Consider the following 13,881-nt stretch of genomic DNA (forward strand, 5'->3'; position numbering starts at 1 on the left):
GGGTTGTAAAGCCCAACAGGATCGCGTGGTGATTTGGGCCGGCCGGCTTGCAGCCACGATAAACAAATCGCTAAAAGGCCGGGGCGCAGGAGACCCGGCTTCGCGATTTCGAGCGGCCCGGGTTTTTTGATGAGGAGTGCGCCCCGATGACCCCACCGAAAAAGGCCCGAAAGGCGACCGAAAGGTCCGTCCGCGGCTATGCCCTCGACACCGAGCTCGTCCAGGGCGGCATCCTCCGCTCCCAGTTCGGCGAGACCTCCGAGGCGCTGTTCCTGAACTCCGGCTATGTCTATGACACGGCGGAACAGGCCGAAGCCCGCTTCAAGGGCGAGGACGACGGCTTCATCTATTCCCGCTACGCCAACCCGACGTTGGCCATGTTCGAAAAGCGGATGTGCCTGATGGAGGGGGCGGAAGCGGCGCGGGCCACCGCCACCGGCATGGCCGCGGTCACCGCCGCGCTCACCTGCCAGCTTGAGGCCGGCGATCACGTGATCGCGGCCAAGGCGCTGTTCGGCTCCTGCCGCTACGTGGTCGAGACGCTGCTGCCGCGCTTCGGCATGTCCTCGACGCTGGTCGACGGCGCCGACCTTGACCAGTGGCGCCAGGCGGTGCGGCCCGAGACCAGGGCGTTCTTTCTCGAATCCCCGACCAATCCGACGCTCGAAATCATCGACATCGCCGCCGTCGCCGAGATCGCCCACGAGGCCGGCGCACGGCTCATCGTCGACAATGTGTTCGCAACACCGCTGCATCAGCGCCCGCTCGAGCTCGGCGCCGACATCACCGTCTATTCGGCCACCAAGCATATCGACGGTCAGGGCCGTTGCCTCGGCGGCGTGGTGCTCTCGAGCGAAGAATTCATCATGGATTACCTGCATAATTTCATGCGCCAGACCGGCCCGTCGATGAGCCCGTTCAACGCCTGGGTGCTGCTCAAGGGGCTGGAGACGCTGGCCCTCAGGGTCGAGCGCCATTGCGCCAGCGCCGCGCGGATCGCCGATCATCTGGCGGGCAAGAGCCAGGTGGCGCGCACGCTCTATCCCGGCCGCGCCGACCACCCGCAGGCCGCGCTCGCCGTCCGCCAGATGGCCTCGGGCGGGCCGATGGTGGCCTTCGAGCTTGCCGGCGGCAAGCCCGCCGCCTTCAAATTCTCCAACGCCCTCAAGCTCATTCGCATTTCCAACAATCTCGGCGACACCAAGAGCCTGATCACCCACCCGGCAACGACCACCCATCAGCGCCTCACCGAGGAGGCGCGCCAGGAGCTCGGCATCACCGGCGGACTGTTGCGCCTTTCCGTTGGGCTCGAAGCGGTCGAGGATCTCGTTGCCGACATTGACGCTGCGCTCGACCGGGTTTAACCAAGTCTGCCGGTTTGGGGCGGCGGCCCCGCGGGGTGAGAGGGTCGTTGACGCCATGTATCGCGCAGTCACGCGGTCGATCCAGGTGAGCGTGGAGCCGTTCTATCTGGCCGACCGCTCCGATCCGGAGGCGAGCGAATATTTCTGGGCCTACCGGATCGACATTACCAATCAGGGTGAGGAGCCGGTGCAGCTGATCTCGCGCCATTGGAAGATTACCGACGCGCACGGCCGCACCGAGGAGGTGCGCGGGCTCGGCGTGGTCGGCGAGCAGCCGCGCCTGCAGCCCGGCGGCAGCTTCGAATATACCAGCGGCGTGCCGTTGCGGACGGCGACCGGAATCATGGCCGGAAGCTATCTGATGGAGACCGAGCGCGGCGAGCGCTTCAAGGTCGACATCCCGGCCTTTTCGCTCGACAGCCCGCACATGAAAAAGAGCGTGAACTGAGCCAGATGCCACGCCTAAGCAGCTCGACGCACCGTTCCGCGGGAAGGTTCCAGAGGCCGTTGAAAAGGTGCGATGGAAGCCGATGCAGCGTCCCCTCTTCCCCAGTGGGGAGAGGGGCAGGGTGTGGGGGGATGTGCGTAACATATTGAAACTCTTACGCCCCCTCGCCCGGTTCGCTGCCGCGAACCGACCTCTCCCCACCGGGGAGAGGTGTGTCTAGCGGCGTTAATCGCTGTTATTCAAGAGCCTGCCGAGGACGCACGCGTGCTGGAATTCCGCCCCATCGGCCTGGTCAACGGGATCCTGCTGGCGACGCTGGCGACGGCGATGATGCTGCCGGCGGTCGTCGATCTCGCCCTCGGCAACCCGGACTGGATCGCGTTCGTCATCGCGGCCGTGCCGACTTATTTTGTCGGCTTCGCCATGGCCCTGGCCTCGCGCGGCGCCGACCGGCGGCTCGGCGTGCGCGAGGCCTTCATGATGACCACTCTTGCTTGGGTGCTGGTCGCGCTGTTCGCTGCCCTGCCCTTTGTCTGGTCGGAACTGGACCTAAGCTATACGGATGCCTTCTTTGAAACCATTTCCGGTCTGACGACGACTGGATCGACCGTGATCTCCGGCCTCGACCATGCCCCGCCCGGCATTCTGTTGTGGCGCGGCCTCCTGCAATGGCTCGGCGGAATCGGTATTATCGCCATGGCGATCGCCGTGCTGCCCATTCTGAGGGTCGCCGGCATGCAGCTTTTCAGGGCCGAAGCATTCGACACGTCCGAGAAGATCCTGCCGCGCGCCACCCAGATCGCCGGCTCGCTCACCGGCATCTACATCCTGTTCACGCTCGTCTGCGGGATCGCCTATCACCTCGCCGGCATGAGCGTCTTCGACGCCACCATCCATTCCATGACCACCATCGCCACCGGCGGCTTTTCCAGCCACGACGCCTCGATGGGGTATTTCGACTCGGCCGCCATCGAGACCATCGCCATCGTCTTCATGATCATCGGGTCGCTGCCGTTCATTCTCTACATCAAGGCGGCGCAGGGGCGTGTCCAATCTTTGCTGACCGACAGCCAGGTGCGGATGTTCTTCATTTTTGTAGCCGCCTTCTCAGGTTTGGCTCTAATCGCCCAGCAACAGGGTGAGTACGGCGACGTTCATGGCCTGCGCGAGGCGGTGTTCAACACCGTCTCGATCATCACCACAACCGGCTATGCGACAGCCCAATACGATCTTTGGGGGCCATTCTCGATCGCTGTTCTCCTCTGCCTGATGTTCGTCGGCGGCTGCACCGGTTCAACGGCGGGCGGGATTAAAGTGTTCCGCTTCCAGGTGCTGTACCAGAATATCAGCCAGCATCTGAAGCGGGTGCTGCACCCGCACGGCGTGTTCGTGAATCTCTTTAACGGCAAGCCGCTGCCGGACAGTGTCTCCGGCGCCGTGCTTAGCTTCTTCTTTCTCTATCTTCTGACGACCGGCGTGATCACCATTTTGCTCGGCTTCGAAGGCTTGGACATCGTCACCGCCCTTTCAGCGGCGGCGACGGCAATCTCCAATGTCGGCCCCGGCCTCGGGCCCATCGTCGGGCCGGCGGGGACCTTCGCGCCCTTGTCCGACGGCGCCAAATGGACGCTCTCCTTCGCCATGTTGCTCGGCCGGCTGGAGCTGTTCACCGTGCTGGTGCTGCTGACGCCGCGCTTCTGGCGCTATTGAGTCGAATGGAACGATGAAACCCAAATCCTCCCGCCGGGCGATCTTCGTCGCCACGGAGTGCTTTCTGCGCGCCCGGGTGATGCGCGGCTGGCTGGCGCAGGGCCACGAGGTGGCGGAGCTGTGGATCGGCAACAGCGCGGCCAAACCCTTCCTGCGGCGCGGCAGGCCGTGGACGCTGGCCTTTCCGGACTGGAGCACGGCCTGCATCGTCAGGCGGAACGGCATCAATGTGCTCAGAAACGATAGGCTTTCCTCCTGGACCGGCGCCATCGAACGGGCCGAAGAGCTCGGCGCGGACACGCTGATCACGGCCATGACGTATCAGATCGTCCCGGCGCGCCTGCTGGGCTTCTTCGGGAGGAACGCGTTCAATTTCCACCCGGCGCTGCAACCCTTCTACAAGGGTCCCCATCCCCGGTTGGGGATGCTGTTGCATGGCAAGCAGGACGAATACGGCGGAATGACCCTCCACATCCTCTCGGAAGGGATAGACGAAGGCGATATCGTGGCGCGGCGCAGACTGCTGTTCAGCCTGGCCGGAAGCTACGTGCGCTGGGAGGCCTTGCTGGCGGAGGTAGCCGCCGACATGGTCGGCAACGAGCTCGCCGCGTTTTTCGTGGGCCGGCTGAACGCCGCGCCGCAGGACCCCGAAGCGGGCAGCTACATTCGCATCGGCAAGGACGAGATCATGGTTTCGCGCGACAGCACCGTTGACCAGGTCCGCCGCCTCTGCGACGTCCTCGGGCCGCAAAGGTCGCTGCAAATCCGCCCGGACGAGCTGCCGCCGCAGCAGGGGGTTCTCCAAGTCTATCGGTTCGTCGGGGTCGTCGGCCCGCCATCGGGCGAGCCTCCCCGCATCGCGCGGGGATTTGTCGAGATCGACCTGTCGGATGGCAGGGTCAGGCTGTCGCGGCGCCGGCGCGTCAACAAGCTCGGATACAGGCTCGCGCGCATCGCCGCGATGATGGCGGCGCCGTCCGCCTACCGGCGCATGCGCCAAGACCTTTTCCTGGAGGCGTGAACGCCTTGAAGAACCCTTGTCTCGCCGCTCACTCCGCCGCGCCGGGGGCGGGCTGCCGCCCGACGATGGCGCGGAAGCCCGCGCGGATGTCCTCGCCGATGCCGAGCACGGCGGGCACCAGGAACAGCACCAGAAGCGTGGCGACGGAAAGCCCGTAGACGATGGTCACTACCATGGGCAGCAGGAACTGGGCCTGCTGGTTGGTCTCGAACATCATCGGCATCAGCCCGCCGATGGTGGTGAGCGAGGTCAGGAGCACGGCCCTGAGCCGGTCCTGCGCCGCGCCGACGGAGGCCCGTTCCAGCGTCTCGCCGTCGGCGAGCCGCTCCTCCAGCCGGCTGACCAGGATGATCGAATCGGTGACCAGGATGCCGGCAAGGCCGAGCAGCGCCATGAAGCTGGTGATCGACAAATCGAAGCCCATTGCCCAGTGGCCGAAGACGGCGCCGACGACTCCGAACGGGATCATCGCCATCACCACCAGCGGGCGGGAATAGCTGGCGAACACCCAGGCGAGGATCAGGTAGATCAGACCGAGCGCGATGCCGACGCCGAGCCTGAGATCGGCGAAGGACTTGGTGCGCTCCTCCTCGCGGCCGGAAAAGGCGTATTGCACCCCGAATTGCCGGGCGATCTCGGCGAGCGGCCCTGAATCGAGCGCCTCGACCAGCTCGACATTGGCCGTCGCCTCCGGATCGACGTCGGCGGTCACCGCGACGGTGCGCTTGCCCTGGCGGTGCTGGATGACCGAGAAGCCGGCCTTCTCGCGGATGCGGACGATCTCGCTGAGCGGCACCGCCTCGCCGGCCGGGCTCGTCAGATAGAGGTCGCGCAGTCCCGCCAGCCCGCGGCTTTCTTCGTCATAGAGCACCCGCACGGTGATCACCTCCTCGCCGCGGGCAAACCGCTTGGCGATGGCGCCCTCGAAGCCGTTGCGAAGCTGGGTGCCGACGCTCTCCACGGTGAAGCCGAGGGCGGCCCCGCGCTGCGTCAGTTCGAGCACCAGCTCGCGCTTGCCGTAGGGCAAATCGTCGGCGATGCCCGAGACGCCCGGATAGCGGCCGATCAGGTCGTGCACGGCGAGCGCCGCCTCTTTGAGCACGGTGGGCTCGCCGCCGGAGAGGCGGATGTCGAGGTCGCGTCCGGGCGGGCCGCCGAAGCGGCCCGAGACGGTGACCCGCTCGACGCCGGGGATGCGCGGGACGGCGCGGTTCCAGGCGGCGGTGATTTCGCGGGTGCGCGCACTGCGGTCTTCAGACCGGGTAAGCTGCACGTTGATGCGGGCGACGTTCTCGTCGCTGGTCCGCCCTGCCCGGCCCAGAGTGGCGAAGATGTTGACGATGAGGCCGCCCTTGCCGTCGGTGAGTTGGCGCTCGACCTCGCCGAGCGTGTCCTCGATGCGCTTGAGCGCGGCGGCGGTCTGCGCCTCCGGCGTACCGGCGCCGAAGACGACGGTCGCCTCGATATTTTCCGCCTCCGGCGAGGGGAAGAACTGAAACTTCACCAGCCCGCCATTGAACAGGCCGAGGGAGACGGCAAGGAGCGCGATGGCGCTCGCCACGGTGAGGTAACGCCAGCGGAACGATTTTTCCGCCAGCCAGCGCACCGGCCCCTCGCGGAACCGGCCGAAGGCCCGGTCGAAGGCGCCGCGCAGGCCCAAGCCCTCGAACAGGATGATCAGGATCATGAAAGCGAGCACGGCGCAGGCGACAAGGCCGATGAGCGTCGCATAGCCGGTGACCGTTCCGTCCAAGGCGCGCATCAGCGTGCGGTCGAATAGCGTGCCCGGGCCGTCGGCGGCGACCTGCGTGAAGCCCACCACAAACCCGGCGATCAGGGCGACGCACAGGCCGAGCATGATCAAGGCCGTGGCGGGGCCGCCGGCGACCCCGTCGAGCGAGATCAGCCGCGGGTGCCCTCGGCGGGCGGCGGCAAGGCTCATCCGCAAATGGCTCGGCAGCACGAAAAAGGCCTCCACCAGGCTTGCCGTCAGCACGGCGATGACCACCAGCGGCAGCGCCTGCATGATCTGGCCGATCACGTCGCGGACGAGAAACAGCGGCAGGAACGCCACCTGGGTGGTCAAGGTGGCGGCGGTGACCGGCATCAGCATGCGCATGACGCCGCCCTCCGCCGCCGCGGCGGCGTCGAGGCCCGCGGTATGAAGCGTCGCCGTATGCTCGCCGACGACGATGGCGTCGTCGACGATGATGCCGAGCGTCAGGATCAGCGCGAACAGCGAGATCATGTTGATGCTCTGGCCTGTCGCCCACATCAGCATCAGCGTCGCCATCACCGCGACCGGGATGCCGGCCGCGACCCAGATGGCGATGCGCGCATTGAGGAACAGGAACAGAATGAGGATGACGACCAGGAGCCCGCCGGCGCCGTTGTCGATGAGGAGGTTGATGCGCTCCTGCAGGCTGTCGCTGCGCACGTCGTATTTGACGAGCTTCAGGCTCGCCGGCAGGGTCGGGGCGATACGCTCGAGATAGCCGTCGAGGATCCTCGCCGAGCCCAGCGTGTCGGCACCGGCCGTCCGCTGGACGTTGATCTCGATCGCCCTGTGGCCGCCGCTGAAGCCCATCGCCTGGTCCTGGTCGAAATGGGTCGCGACCGTGGCGATGTCGCCGAGGCGGATGCGCTCGCCCGACGGCAGGGCGCGAATGTCGATGGCGGCGAAGTCCTCCGGTCGCTCGATCTCGGCGAGCGAGCGCAACTGCCGTTCCGCGACGCCGGAAACGGTGCCGGCGGGCAGGTCCCGGCTGGTCTCGGCGATGCGGCCGGCGATGGCCCCGAGGGTGAGGTCGAGGCGGCGCAGATCGCCGCCGGCGACCTCGACCCAGATCTCCTCGTCGCGCACGCCGTTGAGCGTCACCCGGTCGATGCCGGCAGCCAGGAGGCCGTCACGGATGCGCTGGGCGTAGACCTTGAGCGCGCTTTCGCCGAACGGTCCGGAGATGGCGAGCTTGGCGACGGTCTCGTACCAGGTCGCCTGGACGATGCGCGGCTCTTCGGAATCCTCCGGCAGGGTGGTGATCGCGGCGACCGCCGTCTCGACGTCCGACAGCGCCCGCTTCATGTCGGTCCTGGGCTCGAATTCGAGCCGCACCGTGGCCGAGCCCTCGCGTCCATAGGAGGTTACGTCCTTGACCCCGTCGAGGAAGCGCACCTGCGGCTCAACGGCCTCGAGGATATTCGCCTCGACATCCTCGGCGCTGGCGCCGGGCCAGGAAATGCGAATGGTGATGTTCGGAATATCGACGGTGGGCATGAACTGCGTTTGCAGGCGCGTCATGGAGAAGACGCCGCCGAGAACCAGCAGGATCATCAACAGATTGGCCGCGTTTGGGTGACGCACGAAGCGGGCGATGAACCCGGAGCCGCGCGGCGCCGGCCTCATGGTTGCTCCTCGACCTTGAGCCCTTCGCCGATCTCCGAAATGCGCGAGGCAACGACGCGCTCTCCGGGCTTCAACGCACCGGTGACGAAGACGTCGCCGCCATCGCGGCCGAGAAGCTCGACCTCGCGGCGCTTAAGCCGGCCGTCGTCGGCAACCACATAGACGGTGTCCGCGCCATAGAGCGCCGTTTCCGGCAGGCGGACGGCGTCCGGATAGGCGCGGTCGGGGACCAGCACCTCGACGAAGGCGCCGGGCCGCAGCGCCGGCGCGCCGGCGGAGGCATCGATGCGGGCGAACACCGCGACGCCGCCGCTTTCCGGCTTGATCTCGGCGGCGACCCGCTCGATGCGGCCGGCATAGCGGGAAGACACGCTGCCGAGGTTCCACACCACCTCGACCGGGCGGCCGATCACCGCGCCGGCCTCGGCGACGATGCGGCCATACTGGTTGTCGGTCAGGGACAGCCTGACCTCGATCTCGTCCGCACCGATCAGCGTGGCTGCTACGTCGTTGGCGTTCATCACCCGGCCGAGCGCGGCGGAGACCCCCCGCACATGGGCGTCGAACGGGGCGGCGAGCGTGGTGTTGGCCAGATGCCGCTCCGCCTCGCTGACCCGCCATTCGAGCCGCGCGATACCGGCGCGCTGCTGGTCGGCCCTGGCTTCTTCGACGGCGAGTGTGTTGCGGTGCTGCTCGACCGCCTGCTCGCGCTGGCTGACCACGAGCTTGCGGTCGTCGACGGTCTTTTCCGACAGCGCCCCGCCCCTGACGAGCTCCACGGCGCGGTCGAGGTCGCGGCGGGCGAGCGTCAGCTGCTCCTCGGCGCGGGCGAGCCCGTCCTCTTCGAGCTTGACGCGGGCGGCGCTCTCCGCAAGGCGGGCCTCCGCCTCGCGCAGATTGGCCCGCGCCTCGACGAGCGCGCCCTGATAGGCGAACTTGTCGATCTCGAGCAGCATCTCGCCCTGCTTGACCAGGCTGCCGTCGCGAAAGTTTTCGCCGACGCCGACGACCTCGCCCGGCGCCAGTACCCTCAGCTCGACCTGCCGGCCGGCCACCGCCTCGCCGTAAAGGCGGAGCGTCGGAACATGCGTCGAATAGGCGGCCTGCACGGTGCGCACCGCGAAGACCTGCTCGCGGGCCGGGCGCTGAGAGACCGTCTCCTTGTTGGCGAGCAGCGCCTGATAGGCGAAGAAGCCTGTCCCGAGGACGGCGAGCGCGAGCGCCGCCTGGGCGATGGCGCGCAAGCCCCCGACAAGCTGCCGGCGCGCGACGGAAGGGCGCCGTTCGGCGGGCTTGGCGGTGTCGAAATTCTTGATGTCGAGCGGCTTCACTGTCGAACCATGCCGTATTTGCGCGTGCCTTGCGCCTGTTGCGCGATGTCTTCCAGCCCCCTGGGGCAATTTAGTGTCCGCGCGACCGCAATGCCAGCAAGGCATTGTATCAATTCGTATCGGCAGGGGCGGCGGCGGCCCGGCCACGCCGCGCTTTCGTCCGCGCCGGGGAGTGGATAGGATGCGCGCCGCAGCGGAAGGAAATTCATGGCAGCCGTCCCCACGACCCCCGAGGAACTGCTGGCCAGGCTCGTCGGTTTCGACACCACGAGCGCGAAATCGAACCTCGCCCTTATCGATTTCGTGCGCGCCTATTTGCGCGGTCACGGGGTCGACAGCGAGCTGATCCCCAACGAGGACGCGACCAAGGCCAACCTTTACGCGACCGTGGGGCCGCGCGAGCCCGGCGGCATCGCGCTGTCCGGGCACACCGACGTGGTGCCGGCCGACGCGCAGGCGTGGCAAACCGACCCGTTTACGCTGAGCGCCCGCGATGGCCGGCTCCATGGCCGCGGCAGTGCCGACATGAAGGGCTTTCTCGCCTGCGTCCTGTCGCTGGTGCCGGAGATGGTCGCGGCCAGGCTCGCGACCCCAATCCATCTTGCCTTCTCCTATGACGAGGAGATCGGCTGCGGCGGGGTCAGGCCGATGCTCGAGGCCATGGGCGCGGGGCTGCCGAAGCCGCGGCTCGCCATCGTCGGCGAGCCGACCATGATGCAGGTGGTCAACGCCCATAAGAGCATTCAGGAATTCGTCACCGAGGTGACCGGCTTCGAGGCCCATTCGAGCATGACCCATCTCGGCGCCAACGCCATCTTCGCCACCGCCGAGATCATCGGCGAGATCGCCCGCATCCGCGACGAGCTGATCGTGGCGGGCGATCCGTCGGGCCGCTTCACGCCGCCCCATTCGTCGATCGAGGTGGGCTGCATCTCCGGCGGCACGGCGATCAACATCGTGCCGCGCCACTGCCGGCTGCACTGGGAGATGCGCGGACTGCCGGGCGTCGACCCGGCAGCGGTGCTGGAGCGGGTCGAGCGCTTCGGCCGCGAGACGGTGCTGCCGAAGCTTAGGGCCGTGAGCAAGGAAACGGACATCGGCACCCGGCTCGGCGTCAATGTGCCGGCGCTGGCGCCGGGCACCGACGAGCCGGCCGAGAAGCTCGCCCTGCGGCTGACCGACCGCAATGACACATTGGCCGTCTCCTACGGCACCGAGGCGGGGTTGTTCCGGCGCGCCGGCATCCCGACGGTGGTCTGCGGCCCCGGCGACATCGCAGTGGCGCACCGGCCGGACGAATATATCGAAAAGGACCAGCTTGCCGCCTGCACCCGGTTCCTCCGCCGGCTCATCGAGACGGCCCGCTGAGGCCGATGGCGCACGCGGCCAATGGCGCTTTGCTTTACTCCCCCTCCCCTCTGACGGGGGGGGATGCGAAGCGTGGGCGCGGGCAAAGCCTGCGCCTTACGCGAAGCCGGGTGGGGGTGAAGGCGCGTCCCGTCTTCACCTCCCGTTTACCGTGATTCCCGAAACCGAACTCGTTCTTTCGCGGTTTTCCGCCAATCGCCCCCGAAAATTATCCCGGCTCTCCGCTTCGCCGCGGCCGGGATGACCAGAGGAGGGAAGCGGCTCTTGCTCTTTGACAATTCGGGGCGGATGCGGAAGACCTCATGGCTCGGGAAGGCCGGGGACCGCGCGGACACATGAACAAGGAAAACGGGAAGAAGAAATTCCGCGGGCCGTTCAAGCTCCAGCGCGAAGGCGGCTGGATGCTCTATTTCTGGCACGGCATGGGGCTTTCGACCTGGATAGGACTGCTCAGGCGCGGCCGCTTCGATGTCACCGTCAACTGCCTGCCGAGCATCGTCACCGTCAGCCTCTGGGCGCCGGTCAATTCGGCACTCTATTACCTGTCCGAGGCGCTGTTCGGCCGCCGCGCGGAGCGCTGCGTCATCGAGCCCGCGCCGATCTTCGTCATCGGCCATTGGCGCGCGGGCACCACCCTTCTGCACGAGCTTCTGGCCTGCGATCCGGCCCATGGCTACCCGACAACCTATCAGTGCTTCTTTCCGGGCCATTTCCTGCTGACGGGCGGCCTGGTACGGGGCTGGTTCAACATTTTCCTGCCCAAGACCCGGCCCATGGACCGGGTGCCCGTGGGCGTCGACCGGCCGCAGGAGGAGGAGTTCGCGCTTGTCAATCTCGGCCTCGGCTCACCCTATGTCACGCTCGCCTGGCCGCGCCACGGACCCCGCGACATGGACTATCTCGACCTTTCGGGTCTCGGTGCCGAGGCAAAGCGAGACTGGGAACGGGGCCTGTTGTGGTTCATGAAGCGCTTGTATTACAAGCAGAAAAAGCGCCTCGTGCTGAAGTCCCCGGCGCACACGGCGCGGATCAGGACGCTGATCAGGCTGTTTCCCGAAGCGCGCTTCGTCCACATCTCGCGCCATCCGCTGGCCATCGTGCCCTCCGGCTTGCGGCTATGGAAGGCGCTTGCCTCGGTGCAGGGGCTGCACAACCCGGTGGGCGACGAGCCATGGCTGCGGGAATTCGTACTCTCGGTCTTCGAGCGGGTCTACCGGGCCTACGAGGCCGACAAGGGCCTGATCCCGCCGGGCCACCTCGTCGAGATCGCCTTCGAGGACCTGGTCGCCGACCCGAAGCGGGTTATGAAGGACATCTACGCGAAATTGAACCTCGGCGATTTCGCCCGCGCCGAACCGGGTATCGACGCCTATCTTGAAAGCCGCAAGGACTACCAGCCCAACGTCTTCGAGGTGCCGGAGGCTTTGCGCCGGGAAATCCTGGAGCGGTGGGCGGGCTATATCGAACGCTTCGGCTATGGCGAGAAGGTGCGCTGAGGGCCGCGGCCGCGTCGCCGCGCTTGCCGGCGCCCGGCTTCGGTCATAGGCTCTGGCGCCCGCGCAAGGCAGCCCCTGGCGCCAGCCCTTGAGCGGTCCTGGGGGGTGCGGCGATCTTGGGAGGAAACCGCGCATGTGGGACTTCGACATCGGCAAATCCTTTTCCGCGCTCGTCGCGACGCTGCCTTTCATCCTGTTGCGGATGGCGGTTTTTTTCGGCATCACGTTCGCCTACGTCCTGGTCACCGGCACCGGCGCCGGTTTCGGCCATGGCGTCGGCGCGCTGGGCGATGCCGACTTTCAGGCGTCCACCACCTTCTGGGGCGGCTTCATCGGCTTTGCCGCGGTTTCCGTCGCGCTATATTGGGTGCGCGAATACATCCTCTACATGGTCAAGGCCGGCCATATCGCGGTGCTGGTCGAGGTGCTCGACGGCCGCCCCATTCCCAACGGCCGCTCGCAGCTCGACTATGCCGCCGGCGTCGTCAGGGAGCGCTTCGTGGAAGCCAATGTGCTGTTCGTCCTCGACCAGCTCGTCAAGGGCGTGCTGCGGGTGATCACCGGGCTGATCAATTTCGTCGCCAATTTCCTGCCGATCCCCGCGATCCAAGGCCTGGTGCGTTTCGTCAACACGGTGATCCGCATCGCCGTCACCTATGTCGACGAGGTCATCCTCGCTCACAATATCCGCGTGCGCTCCGACAATCCCTGGGCAACCTCGAAGGATGCGCTGATCCTCTACGCCCAGAACAGCACGACGCTGCTCAAGAACGCGGTGTGGCTCGCCGTGTTCATGTATCTGTTCGCCTTCCTGATCTTCCTCGTCATGATCGCGCCGGCCGGCGCCCTGCTCTACGTGCTGCCCGGGAACTGGTCGGGCTGGGGCTTCGTCCTGGCGCTGATCTTTGCCTGGAGCTTCAAGGCGGCCCTGATCGAGCCCTTCGCCATCGCCTGCCTGATGCAGGTCTATTTCAAGGTGATCGAGGGCCAAACGCCGGACCCGGTGTGGGACGCGCGGCTCAGCCGTGCGTCGGAAAAGTTCCGCGATCTTCAGGACAAGGCGCTCGCCTGGACACGCGCCCCCGGTCAGCAGGTCGTTTGACGAAGGTCATTGCGCGCGGGTGGCTGGCGGGTCTTCGATGGTCATGGCCCGAAGGAAAAAGGAGGCCGGCGATGAAGCATGGAACTTGGGTCGTCGTCGCCGACGGCAAGAAGGTGCTGTTCCTGCACAATCAGGGCGACGAGGACATTCTCGACCTGCGGGTGCGCGGCGAACGCGTCCAGGACAATCCGGCGACCCGCGAGCAGGGCGAGCAGCGCCCCGGCCGCGCCTTTGCCACCTCCGGCTCCGGCCGCAGCGCCATGGGCCAGACCGACTGGCACCAGATCGCCGAGGACAAGTTCGCAACCGAAGTCGCCCGCGACATCAACGAGGCGGCGATGGCCAAGGCATTCGAGCATCTGATCGTCGTCGCCCCGCCCAAGGTGCTGGCCGAGCTTCGCACCCATCTGCGCAAGCAAGCTCGCGATTGCCTTGTCGCCGAAATCGCCAAGGACCTGACCAACCATCCGATCGAGGAGATGCAGAAGATCCTGGCCGATGCTTAGAATGCTTTTCTTTGCGCTTGGGCCGGGCTAACCAGCGCACATGAGCCAAAGGTCGATCCTGATCACCGGTTGCTCGTCCGGCATCGGCGAGTATTGCGCCCGCGCGCTCAGCCAGCGCGGCTGGCGGGTCTT

11 protein-coding genes and 1 riboswitch are annotated in these 13,881 nt (G+C 66.7%); of the genes, 9 read left to right on the plus strand and 2 right to left on the minus strand.

All coding sequences use genetic code 11. The features are described 5' to 3' along the window. The first annotated feature begins 15 nt into the window (after window positions 1-15). Window positions 16-94, plus strand: a riboswitch (SAM riboswitch). Window positions 95-146: 52 nt separating this feature from the next. From Q8P46_06010 to Q8P46_06025, 4 genes are all read left to right on the plus strand, one after another. Next, entirely contained in the window at window positions 147-1,364 is a 1,218-nt protein-coding gene (locus tag Q8P46_06010; GenBank protein MDP2619716.1) for an O-succinylhomoserine sulfhydrylase, read from the plus strand. A gap of 55 nt (window positions 1,365-1,419) precedes the next feature. Continuing rightward, window positions 1,420-1,812 (plus strand): Co2+/Mg2+ efflux protein ApaG, encoded by a 393-nt coding sequence (gene apaG, locus Q8P46_06015; protein MDP2619717.1) that lies wholly within the window; start codon window positions 1,420-1,422, stop codon window positions 1,810-1,812. A 264-nt stretch (window positions 1,813-2,076) separates the two neighbouring features. Continuing rightward, a complete protein-coding gene (locus Q8P46_06020; GenBank protein ID MDP2619718.1) occupies window positions 2,077-3,522 on the plus strand; it encodes a TrkH family potassium uptake protein in 1,446 nt (481 codons plus the stop codon). Window positions 3,523-3,535: 13 nt separating this feature from the next. Then, a complete protein-coding gene (locus tag Q8P46_06025) occupies window positions 3,536-4,543 on the plus strand; it encodes a formyltransferase family protein (GenBank protein ID MDP2619719.1) in 1,008 nt (335 codons plus the stop codon). Between the two features lie 28 nt (window positions 4,544-4,571). Here Q8P46_06025 and Q8P46_06030 read toward each other — a convergent pair whose 3' ends face one another. Next, the gene (locus tag Q8P46_06030; GenBank protein ID MDP2619720.1) at window positions 4,572-7,946 is read right to left on the minus strand and encodes an efflux RND transporter permease subunit; all 3,375 of its coding nucleotides are present in this window, start codon (window positions 7,944-7,946) and stop codon (window positions 4,572-4,574) included. Then, window positions 7,943-9,277: an efflux RND transporter periplasmic adaptor subunit gene (locus Q8P46_06035; GenBank protein ID MDP2619721.1), complete on the minus strand. Its 1,335-nt coding sequence runs from the start codon at window positions 9,275-9,277 to the stop codon at window positions 7,943-7,945. Before Q8P46_06035 ends, Q8P46_06030 begins: the two co-directional genes overlap by 4 nt. Before the next feature lie 207 nt (window positions 9,278-9,484). On the opposite strand from Q8P46_06035, the gene argE reads away from it, so the two are divergent. From argE to Q8P46_06060, 5 genes are all read left to right on the plus strand, one after another. Beyond that, window positions 9,485-10,645 (plus strand): acetylornithine deacetylase, encoded by a 1,161-nt coding sequence (gene argE, locus Q8P46_06040; protein MDP2619722.1) that lies wholly within the window; start codon window positions 9,485-9,487, stop codon window positions 10,643-10,645. A 335-nt stretch (window positions 10,646-10,980) separates the two neighbouring features. Next, on the plus strand, window positions 10,981-12,141 hold the full coding sequence (locus tag Q8P46_06045) for a sulfotransferase (protein ID MDP2619723.1): 1,161 nt from the start codon (window positions 10,981-10,983) through the stop codon (window positions 12,139-12,141). Between the two features lie 133 nt (window positions 12,142-12,274). Beyond that, window positions 12,275-13,243, plus strand: coding sequence for a hypothetical protein (locus Q8P46_06050; protein MDP2619724.1), 969 nt, complete (start codon window positions 12,275-12,277; stop codon window positions 13,241-13,243). Between the two features lie 71 nt (window positions 13,244-13,314). Beyond that, window positions 13,315-13,749 (plus strand): host attachment family protein, encoded by a 435-nt coding sequence (locus tag Q8P46_06055; protein MDP2619725.1) that lies wholly within the window; start codon window positions 13,315-13,317, stop codon window positions 13,747-13,749. A gap of 40 nt (window positions 13,750-13,789) precedes the next feature. Then, a partial coding sequence (locus Q8P46_06060) for a short-chain dehydrogenase (protein MDP2619726.1) occupies window positions 13,790-13,881 on the plus strand: 92 nt, incomplete at its 3' end.

Source organism: Hyphomicrobiales bacterium, assembly GCA_030688605.1.
Classification (GTDB): domain Bacteria; phylum Pseudomonadota; class Alphaproteobacteria; order Rhizobiales; family NORP267; genus JAUYJB01.